Source organism: Saccharopolyspora sp. (assembly GCF_017434145.1).
GTDB lineage: Bacteria > Actinomycetota > Actinomycetes > Mycobacteriales > Pseudonocardiaceae > Saccharopolyspora_C > Saccharopolyspora_C galaxeae.
The window spans coordinates 1-9,857 of record NZ_JAFRFW010000575.1; the positions used below are offsets into that span (position 1 = coordinate 1).

At 70.9% G+C, this 9,857-nt stretch carries 9 protein-coding genes; 6 read left to right on the forward strand and 3 right to left on the reverse strand.

What is annotated here, in order from left to right; all coding sequences use genetic code 11:
- Window positions 1-111 precede the first annotated feature (111 nt).
- From IJH84_RS15920 to IJH84_RS15930, 3 genes are all read right to left on the reverse strand, one after another.
- A complete protein-coding gene (locus tag IJH84_RS15920; protein ID WP_200073169.1) occupies window positions 112-774 on the reverse strand; it encodes an ATP/GTP-binding protein in 663 nt (220 codons plus the stop codon).
- Window positions 771-1,202: a roadblock/LC7 domain-containing protein gene (locus IJH84_RS15925; RefSeq protein WP_200073168.1), complete on the reverse strand. Its 432-nt coding sequence runs from the start codon at window positions 1,200-1,202 to the stop codon at window positions 771-773. The genes IJH84_RS15920 and IJH84_RS15925 overlap by 4 nt, the downstream gene beginning before the upstream one ends.
- A 590-nt stretch (window positions 1,203-1,792) precedes the next feature.
- On the reverse strand, window positions 1,793-3,103 hold the full coding sequence (locus IJH84_RS15930) for an alpha/beta hydrolase (RefSeq protein WP_295145811.1): 1,311 nt from the start codon (window positions 3,101-3,103) through the stop codon (window positions 1,793-1,795).
- A gap of 259 nt (window positions 3,104-3,362) precedes the next feature.
- On the opposite strand from IJH84_RS15930, the gene IJH84_RS15935 reads away from it, so the two are divergent.
- Genes IJH84_RS15935 through IJH84_RS15960 form a run of 6 tightly spaced genes read left to right on the forward strand, consistent with a single transcriptional unit; the run spans window position 3,363 to window position 9,636 of the window.
- Complete coding sequence (locus IJH84_RS15935; protein WP_200073166.1) at window positions 3,363-4,631, forward strand: ATP-grasp domain-containing protein; 1,269 nt, start codon at window positions 3,363-3,365, stop codon at window positions 4,629-4,631.
- A complete protein-coding gene (locus IJH84_RS15940; RefSeq protein WP_295145814.1) occupies window positions 4,628-5,449 on the forward strand; it encodes a hypothetical protein in 822 nt (273 codons plus the stop codon). The genes IJH84_RS15935 and IJH84_RS15940 overlap by 4 nt, the downstream gene beginning before the upstream one ends.
- Window positions 5,446-6,510 carry a PLP-dependent cysteine synthase family protein gene (locus IJH84_RS15945; protein ID WP_295145816.1) on the forward strand — a complete coding sequence of 355 codons (1,065 nt, stop codon included), beginning with the start codon at window positions 5,446-5,448 and terminating at the stop codon, window positions 6,508-6,510. The genes IJH84_RS15940 and IJH84_RS15945 overlap by 4 nt, the downstream gene beginning before the upstream one ends.
- Entirely contained in the window at window positions 6,507-7,553 is a 1,047-nt protein-coding gene (locus tag IJH84_RS15950; RefSeq protein ID WP_295145818.1) for a dipeptide epimerase, read from the forward strand. The genes IJH84_RS15945 and IJH84_RS15950 overlap by 4 nt, the downstream gene beginning before the upstream one ends.
- Entirely contained in the window at window positions 7,550-8,875 is a 1,326-nt protein-coding gene (locus IJH84_RS15955) for an MFS transporter (protein ID WP_295145820.1), read from the forward strand. Before IJH84_RS15950 ends, IJH84_RS15955 begins: the two co-directional genes overlap by 4 nt.
- On the forward strand, window positions 8,851-9,636 hold the full coding sequence (locus IJH84_RS15960) for a class I SAM-dependent methyltransferase (RefSeq protein WP_295145822.1): 786 nt from the start codon (window positions 8,851-8,853) through the stop codon (window positions 9,634-9,636). Before IJH84_RS15955 ends, IJH84_RS15960 begins: the two co-directional genes overlap by 25 nt.
- Window positions 9,637-9,857: the final 221 nt, after the last annotated feature.

Below are 9,857 nucleotides of genomic sequence, written 5' to 3' on the forward strand. Positions count from 1 at the left end.
CGGCTGGCCGCGGCCGTGCGGGCGCGGCGGCGGACCGGCGACCTCGTCGACTGGCTCACGCTCGCCTGAACCGTGGAGGCGCAGCGGGCCGTGCGGCAGGGGAGCCGTTGCTCAGCCGGTGCGATCTGCCCAGCGGCGCATCGCGTAGCTGACCAACGTGATCAGCATCTTCTTGGCCGACTCCCGGCTGCGCGCGTCGCAGCGGATCACCGGAACGTCCTCGTCGAGAGCGGCCGCCTCGCGCACCGCCGCGACCTCGTGGTGCAGCACGTCGTCGAAGCCGTTCAGCCCGACCACGTACGGCAGGTCGCGCGATTCCAGGAAGTCGATCGCCGGGAACGAATCCGCCAGCCGCCGGGTGTCGGCGAGCACGATCGCGCCGATCGAGCCGCTGACCAGGTCGTCCCACATGAAGTAGAACCGGTTCTGGCCGGGGGTGCCGAACAGGTGCAGCTGCAGGTCGTCGTCCAGGCTCACCCGGCCGAAGTCCATGGCGACCGTGGTGGTTCGCTTCGCCGGGGTGTAGCCGACGTCGTCGATGAGCTTGCCGGACTCGCTCAGCTCGGCTTCGGTGTTGACCGCCCGGATGTCCGACACCGCGCGCACGAAGGTCGTCTTGCCGACGCCGAAGCCCCCGGCGATCAGGATCTTGACCGCGGTGGTGCCGCCGGAGTCCACCGGAACGCGGTGCGCGACCGGCGCGTCCGCGGCGGCCTCGAATCGGGAGTTCCCGAGCTGGGTGCCCTCGAGCTGGGGGCCGTCGACCTGCGTCATGCGCGCGGACCGGGGATCGGCTCGGCGTGTTCGGCGCGCAGCTGCGGGGTGAGCCGTTGCCCTGCGCGTTCGACCAGCATCGTCATCTCGTAGGCGACCAGTCCCATGTCGCAGCGCGGCGAGGCCAGCGCGGTCAGGCATGAGCCGTCGCCGATGCCCATCTGGATCAGCATCCCGTGCTCCATCTCCACGATGGTCTCGGTGACCTCGCCTGCCGCGAAGCACCTGGCGGCGCCCTGGGTGAGGCTCAGCAGCCCGGACGACACGGCGGCGAGCTGGTCGGCGCGGTCGTCCGGCAGCCGTTGCGACGCGGTCAGCAGCAGTCCGTCCGCGGAGACCACGACAGCGTGCGCGACGCCGGGTACGCGCTCGACGAAATCGCTGACCAGCCAATCGAATTGGGCAGAGCCGGATCGGTGATCGTTCATTGGACCGTCCTCATCTTCGCCCGTTTGCACAGACCGCAGCGCCTGCCGACCGCAACGGCCGAGCGGGCTTCGGGGGCGCGGTCGCGTCGGGGCGTTCGCCGCCGGATGGAGGTTTCCGGCTGGTCGGCGCTGCGGTTCGCGGTTCGAGGGTTCGCGGTTCGAGTTCGTTCGGGGTTCGGCAAATACGTGCTGCGGAGATCCTTGGCGCCGGAAACTTTATCGCACCGGTCGAACTCGTCCGGATCTTCGCGCGGACCCGGCTGACCTGCTCGTTCGTCCGGATCTCGGAAGATGTCGGTCGTTCGGCGGGGCATTTCCGGCCGAGGTGGGCACCGATAGTGCTGGGATTCCGGCCGATTTCGCGGCCGCTGCGTCACCCGTTCGTGTAAACGATTATGCAGCGTGATCGACCGCGGTGGTTCCCGGCGTTCTCCGCAGCGATCCGCCGCCTTTCCGGCAGAGCCCGTATTGCACTGCGGATTCCCGTTGCGCGCCGCGGCGCCGGAGGTTCCGGGGAAGACTCCGGCGCCGCGCTCGAGGTCGTCGCGAATTTCATCATTACGTGTGGCTCGGCTCGTCGCGGAACAACCTCACGGGAGTCCGGGACCGGCGCAGCGCACGTCCCGTCCGGGCAGCTCCCCGGTCAGCAGGTACCGCGCGGCGGTCCCGTCTAAGCAGGCGCTGCGCTGGCTGGCGAACGCGCCGTGCGAGTAGCTCTCGTCCAGCACGGCGATCCGCGAACCGGGCAGCTCGTCGCGCATCCGCAGCGCACCGTCCAGCGGCGTCGTCGGATCGTGCTCGGCCTGGGTAAGCAGCACCGGCGGCATCGCCGGATGCCCGAAGCGCGGCGTTTCCCGCGGAGGCGCCCAGAAGGCGCAGGTGGTGGCTTCCAGGCCGGTCAGCACCGGCTGCGGATCGGCGGCGCGCAGCGCCCGCACTGAACCGATCACCTCGGCCGGTGTCGGCCGCCTGCTGTCGGCGCACTTGACCGTTCGCAGCGCGGCCTCGTAGTTGCGGTCGTCCTCCGCCGACAGCTGCGCGCCGTCACCCGTGCGCAGCAGGTGGGCGAGGGCTTCGGCGAACGGCTTCCACCGCTCGGTGCGCGAGAGCGCGCGGTAGACGGCGCGGTCGAACTCGTCGGCGCCCAGCTCGCCCGCGGGCAGCCGATCGCGAGCCGCCAGGTAGTGCGCGCGCACCGCGTCCCGATCGGTGCCGAGGCCGAACTCGGGATGTGCCGCGATCCAGTCGAACAGCACGTCGCGTTGGCGGATCATGGCGAATCCCTGCCGCACGTCGAACCGGTGCCACTGGTCCGGCCCGACCACGCTGTCCAGCACCATGCGCCCGGTGCGCCGCGGGAACTCGGCCGCGTAGGCGGCGCCGAGATAGGTCCCGTAGGAGACGCCGAGGTAGTTCAGCTTCGGTTGGCCCAGCGCGTTCCGGATCCGGTCCATGTCGCGGGCGGTGTTCGCGGTGTTGATGTGCTCCAGCTCGGCTCCGGCACCGCGGGCGCAGTCGTCGGCGAGCCGGCGGAGCCCGTCGAGGTACGCCCGCTCCTCCGCGGGCCCGGCAGGCACCGGATCGGGGCGCGGATGCTCGAACAGGCCACCGGCGGGGCCGCAGTCGACCGGCGCGCTGCGGCCGACTCCGCGCGGATCGAAACCGACGATGTCGTAGGCGCGGCGCACGGAATCGGGCAGTTGGGCGCGTTTGCTCTCCGCGTAGTCCAGGCCGGTGCCGCCTGGACCACCGGGGTTGACCAGCAGTGCGCCGCGGTGCTCGGACTCCGGGCCGGAAGCGCGGATGCGCGAGATCGCGATGGGGATCTGCGGCCCGTCCGGCCGCGCGTAATCCAGCGGAACCCGTACTTGTCCGCATTGGACTTCGGGGGAGTCGGTCACGTCCGCCGGGCAAGGTCCGAAGTGGACGGTCTCCGGTGTCGCCGTCGCTGGCGCGGCGGAGTCAGCTGGCCCGGGTCCTGCGGGTGGGGCCGCAGGTGCGGCCGAGCTGAGCAGCGGGATGAGCAGTGCGCCGGAGAGCGCACGAGCAGCAGTGATCACTACGGGTGACTCCATCGTTACCTGAATGGGGTTTGCGAAGCTCTATTGAACATGATTATCGTTACTGTCCGCTGCTGGCAATCGGGCGGATGGAGTCGAAGTGGGTCACCTGCTGATGGTGGAGAGCTGGGTCGGAGCGATGAGCACGCTGCTGCCCCGCGGCATACGGGAATCCGGGCACCACTTCAGCTTTCTGACCAGGGACGTGCACCACTACTTGCGCGCCTGGCAGCAACCCGGTGCGCACCCGCTGCTCGGTGCCCGCAACGTGCTCGGCAGCGAGACCAACGAACTGCCAGAACTGGTCGAGCACGTCGCGGGCCTGCAACCGGCGCTCGGCTTCGACGGCGTGCTGACCTCGTGCGACTACTACCTGGTCGCCGCCGCGCACATCGCCGAACGACTCGGCCTGCCCGGCTCCCCGCCGCAAGCGGTGGAAGCCGCCTGCAACAAGGACCGCACCCGGCTCGCGCTGCGCGAGGCCGGCGTGCCCGGACCGGCGTTCGCGCTCGCCGACAGCCCCTCCGGGCTGGTCGAAGCCGCGACCGCGCTCGGCTTCCCGCTGGTGGTCAAGCCGGTCGACCTGTGCGCGGGGATGTTCGTGCGCAAGGTCGCCGACGCCGACGAGTTGCGCGCGGCAGCGGGCGATCTGGCCGGTTTCCCGGTCAACGCGCGCGGTCAGCGCCGCAGCAGCACCGTGCTGCTGGAGGAACTGCTCACCGGCCCGGAAGTGAGCGTCGAAGCCGTCACCGCGCGCGGGCGCACCACCGTCGTCGGCGTGACCGACAAGAGCGTCGCCGGTTCGCCCTGGTTCGTCGAGACCGGGCACATGTTCCCCGCCGATCTGGACGCGGCCGTCGAGCGCGAGGTCACCGCGACCGCCGTCGCCGCGATCGAGGCGCTGGGCCTGGACAACACCGTCACGCACACCGAGATCAAGCTGACCCCGGACGGTCCGCGCGTGGTCGAGGTCAACCCGCGTCCGGCGGGCAACCAGATCACCGAGCTGATCCGCCGGGTCGCGGGCATCGACCTCCCGGCCGTGCACGCGCAGCTGGCCCTCGGGGAAGAGCCCGCGCTGCGCGAGGTCCGCACCGGTGCCGCGAGCGCTGCGATCTCCTTCCTGCTGCCGCCGCGGCCCGGGCCGGTGCACGAGATCCGGGGCGCCGAGCAGGTCGCCGATGCGACCGGTGTCGTGGACTTCGCGTGCAAGCAGCAAGGCCACGTCGCGGGCGCGGCGACCAGTAACAACAACTACCTCGGGCACGTCATGGTCACCGACCCGCTGCTCGGTGCCGCGCGCTCGCGCGCGGAAGCCGCCATCGCCGCGCTCGACGTCGTCTACGCCGAAGACCGGGTCGGGGCATGAGCCCGGAGCCGGGGTCGCTGGACGAGTTAGCAGCGGTCGTAGCGGACGGAGCGGCCGGGGACGCGATCGCGCACGCGGAGGTGAGCGTCGGTTTCCTGACCCAGCAAGGGGTCCGGCACGCCGGACGCGAGCGCGGCTACCGCAACCACGTGCTGAGCCTGCGGGTCGAGGACGCCGTCGGATCGTGCGCGGTGGAACCGGGTGCGCTCACCGACGAGCTGGTCGTCGACTGCGCCGGGGCGCCGGTGCGCGAATTGCTGCGGCACGACGAGATCGCGGTGCGGATCGCCGCGCTCGACGCCTACCTCATGTGGCGCCGCCCGCACCGCGAGCACGCCGAGCAGGTCGTCGTGCAGCGCGGCACTTCGTTGCAGAAGTCCTTGCAGCGCGCGGAATCCGTCGTGTCGCTGCTGCCGCCGGGCGTGCGCCGGGTGCTGGTGATCGGAGTGGTCAACTCGCTGTTGCAACGGCTGCGCGAGCGCGGCATCGACTACCTCCCGTGCGACCGCAAAGGCGGCGAAACGGAGTGGGGCGAGCCGATCGGCACCGCCGCGATGTCCGAAGTGGACGGATGCGACGCGGTGCTTGCCTCCGGCATGGTCGCAGGCACCGGCACGTTCCCGCCGCTGCTCGAACATTGCCGCCGAACCGGCAAACCGCTCGCACTGTTCGCCCAGACCGGTAGCGCCGCCCTGCCGTGGTTCATCGGCTCCGGGGTCACCGCCGTGTCCGCCGAGCCGTACCCGTTCTTCTGGCTCGACGGCGGGCCCACCGCGATCTACCGGTACTCGACCGCACCGCAGGAGGACGTTCGTTGACCGAGCCGACCAACCCGGGTCTGCTGTCGCTGCTGCGGGGAACGCCGCTGGCGCACGTGCACACCCCGCTGCCGGACCAGCACCCGGGCTTCTGGGCGAAGCTGGAATGCCTCAGCGCGGGCGGGATGAAGGCGCGGGCGGCGGTGTCGATGCTGCGCGGAGCCCGGTCGCGCGGCGAACTCCGGCCCGGTGCGCCCGTCGTGGAGTCCACCAGCGGCACCCTCGGCGTCGGGCTGGTCTTCGCCGGGCAGGCGCTGGGGCACCCGATCGTCCTGGTCGTGGACCGCGAACTGGAAAGCAGCATGCGCTCGCTGCTGCGCGCGCACGGCGCCCGCGTGGAGGTGGTCGACCGGCCGCACCCGGTGGGCGGGTGGCAGCAAGCACGGCTGGAGCGGGTCCGCGAGCTGTGCGCGGAGCTGCCCGGTGCCTATTGGCCGGACCAGTACAACAACCCGGACAACCCGGCCGGGTACCACGGACTCGCCGAGGAGATCGTGGCGGAACTGGGCACCGCTGACGTGCTGGTGTGCAGCGTCGGTTCCGGCGGGCACAGCGCGGGCGCGGTTCGCACGCTGCGGCGGCATTGGCCGCGGCTGCGGCTGATCGGAGTGGACACGGTCGGCTCCACCATCTTCGGCCAGCCTGCGCGGCACCGGATCATGCGCGGGCTCGGCAGCAGCATCTTCCCGCGCAACGTGGCTTACGGAGAGTTCGACGAAGTGCACTGGGTCGGTCCCGGTGAGGCCGTCGACTCCTGCCGCAGGCTGGCCGCGCACTCGTTCGTCAGCGGCGGGTGGAGCACCGGGGCGGTCGCGCTGGTCGCGGCGTGGGCGGCCCGGCGCGAAGTGGGAACGCGGGTCGTCACGGTCTTTCCGGACGGGCCGCAGCGCTACCTGGACTCGATCTTCAACGACGACTTCTGCCGCGCGAACGGGCTGCTGGACCGGCCGATCGCGAATCGTCCGGTCGAGATCGCGCACCCGCAGGCGTTGGAAGTGCACGGGTGGGCGCGTTGCCGAGCGGTGCACGACCCGGCGTCGGCGGTGGAGGTACCGGCATGAGAATCCGTTGGCACAGCGAGAAGTTGCTGCTGCGCGAACCGTTCCGGATCTCGCGCTCGGTGATGCATGAACGCGGTGCGGTGTGCGTCGAGCTCTCCGACGGCGAGCACGTCGGGCGCGGCGAAGCCGTCACCAGCGTCTACTACGAGCTGGATGAAGCACGGATCATCGAGCAGCTCGCCGGGTTGCAGCCGGCGGTGCAACGCTGCGACGACCCGGCCGACTTCCTCGGCGAGCTGCCCGCGTGGTCGGCGCGGCTCGCCCCCGGCGTGCTGTCCGCTGTGGACGCTGCGCTGCACGAGCTGCTCGCGCTGCGCAACGGAATCGCGGTGCACGAGCTGCTCGGCGCGCCGCCGCCCGGGGACGTACCCACCGCCTGCACCATCGGGATCGTGCCGGCCGAGCAGGCGGTGCGGACCGCGGTCGACCTCACCGGCCAGGGCTTCCGCGTCCTCAAGATCAAAATCGGTGCTGCTGCCGGGGAGCGCGGTGGAGACGACCTCAGCAGGCTCGCGGCGATCCGCGCCGCGGCGCCGAACGCCCGGCTCCTGCTCGACCCGAACGGTGCGTGGGAACCCGAGCAGGCGCTGCGGTTCCTCGAAACCGCCGAGCAGTACGGCGTTTCCGCCGTGGAACAGCCCATCGCGCCCGGCGACAAGGAACGGCTCGGCTGGGTGGCGCAGCGCAGCCCGATCCCGGTGATCGCCGACGAGGACGCGGCGTCGCTGGCGGACGTGCGCGAACTCGGTTCGTCGGTGCACGGCGTGAACATCAAGCTCGCCAAATGCGGTGGCTTGCAGGCGGCGAGTGAACTCATCACGACGGCGCGGGGAGCCGGTGTGGACGTGATGCTCGGCTGCCTGGTCGCGAGTTCGCTCGGCATCGCGCCCGCGGTGCACCTGGCAGGCCTGGCCGGCTGGGTCGATCTCGACGGGCATCTGCTGCTCGCCGAAGACCCGTGGGAGGGCATCGGCGGCACCGACGGCGTGCTGCGGCTCAGCGGCGAACCGGGGTTGGGCGTGCGCCCGAGGCGGGCGTTATGAGCACGTGGCGGCTGATCCGCAGCTTTCCGCTGGCGGTGCAGGTGCTGCTGGTCAACCAGCTCGGCGTGAACACCGGCTTCTACCTGCTCATCCCTTACCTGTCCGGGTACCTCGGGCACGACCTGGGGATGTCCGCGGCGCTGGTCGGGGTGGTGCTGGGGGTGCGCAACCTGAGCCAGCAGGGGCTGTTCCTGCTCGGCGGCACCGCATCGGACCGGCTCGGCGCGCGCGGCGTGATCATCGCTGGTTGCGCGCTGCGCACGGTCGGGTTCGGGCTGTTCGCGCTCGGGACCTCGCTGCCCGTGCTGCTGTTCGCCTCCGTCCTCAGCGGACTTGCCGGGGCGTTGTTCAACCCGGCGGTGCGGGCATACCTCGCCGAAGAGGCGGGGGATCGGCGCGCCGAGGCGTTCTCCCTGTTCAACGTGTTCGCCAATACCGGCGCGCTGCTGGGGCCGTTGCTGGGCAGCGCGCTCGTCGTCGTCGGTTTCGCGACCTCGGCGGTCGTCGCGGCGGTGCTGTTCGCGCTGTTGACCATCGCGCAGCTCGCCGTGCTGCCGCCGCGAGCGGTACCGCGGCGGTCCACCACGGTGCTGGCGGATTGGCGGAGAGTGCTCAGCGACCGCCGCTTCCTGGTGTTCACGCTCGCGCTGACCGGGATGTTCGCGTTGCAGAACCAGCTCTACCTGGTGCTGCCGATGGAGGCCGCCCGGCTCACCGGGTCCAGCGGCACCGTGGCCGCGGTGTTCCTCGTGTCCACAGTGGCCAGCCTTGCGCTGCAGGTGCGGATCACCCGGTGGTTCCAGCACAGGTGCAGCCGGGGCAACGCGATCGCCATCGGAATGGTGCTGATGGGCCTGGCCTTCGTGGCCACCGCTCTCGGAGCGGCGCTGGTCGCGCCGGCGGATTCCGCGAGCGGTGCCGCCGAGACGTTGCTGCGGTTGTCTCCGGTGCTGCTGGCGGCGCTGGTGCTCACCGGCGGGCTGATGCTGGCGCAGCCGTTCGTCAACGAACTCATCCCCGCATTCGGGCTCGGATCGTTGTCGGGCACGTATTTCGGGGTTTTCTACCTCGCTTCCGGGATCACCGCCGCAGCGGGCAACGCGGCGATCGGTTGGCTCAGCGATGCGGCTGGCGGTGCGTGGCCGTGGGCGCCGTCCGCGCTGTGCGCGCTGATCGGCCTGGTGTCCGGAATCGCCGTGTTCGCCCTGGAGCGCAACGGACTCGTCGGCCCTGCGACGTCCGGATCAGCCGAACCGACCGGATCAGCCGGACGACCCAAACCATCGGGAGACCCGAGTTGTCGCACGACGCCAACTTCCTGACCGACAACCCCGAGCTCTACGAGGCGCAGTTCCCCGACGCAGACCGGCTCGCGGCGCGTTTCGTGCTGGACATGCTCGGCCGGTTCGGCGGCGGCCGCGAACTGCTCGACGTGGGGTGCGGCACCGGGCGCGACGCGGCCTGCTGGACGCAGCACGGCTACGACGTCACTGGGCTGGACAACTCGCCGCGCATGGTGGAGCACGCCGCGGCGCGGTGCCGCGAAGCCGACTTCATCGTCGCGGACATGCGGGAGTTCGACCTCGGCGCGGTCTTCGACGTCGTCACCTGCCTCGACAGCGCTTTCCTGTACTGCCACAGCAATGCCGAATTGGACTCCTTCCTGGACCGCTGCCGCAGGCATCTGCGTCCCGGCGGGCTGCTGGTCGCGGAAATGCGCAACGGATCGTTTTTCCTTGGCAACACCGAACTTCTGGACGGGCCGCGCGAGCGCACCCTCAGCTGGGAAGGCGTGTCCTACCACTCCAGCACCCGGTTGTGGATCGACCACGCGGAACAGCTTCTGCGCCGCGAACGGATCTGGGACTGGCCCGGCAACCCGCGGCCGCTGACCCAGCGGTCCGCTTGGCGGCTGCTGTTCCCGCAGGAACTGCGGCACGTGCTGGAACACGCCGGTTTCGAGGTGCTCGCGCTGTTCGACGAGCCCGGCCCGCGCACCGAACCGGCTTGGCAGCCCGGTGCCGAACTCCGCGACGGCCTCGCCGGGGACCGGCTGCACCTCATCGCCCGCACCGTTCCGTGAAGCCGAGCCCTTCGCGGAGGCGGCTCGCGGCAGCACGGACCGCTCCCGCACCTGAACTCGTCCGACCTGACTGGGAATGGAGAACCGCGCCGATGAACGACCACAAGCCCGCCACGAGACCTGCCACGGCGACGCCGGAAGCCGCCGCGGACTCGGGACCGCTGGGCTCGATGTAAACCGCAGCGGTGCCGCCGTTGAATTTGTTGAGCCAGAGTTTCTTC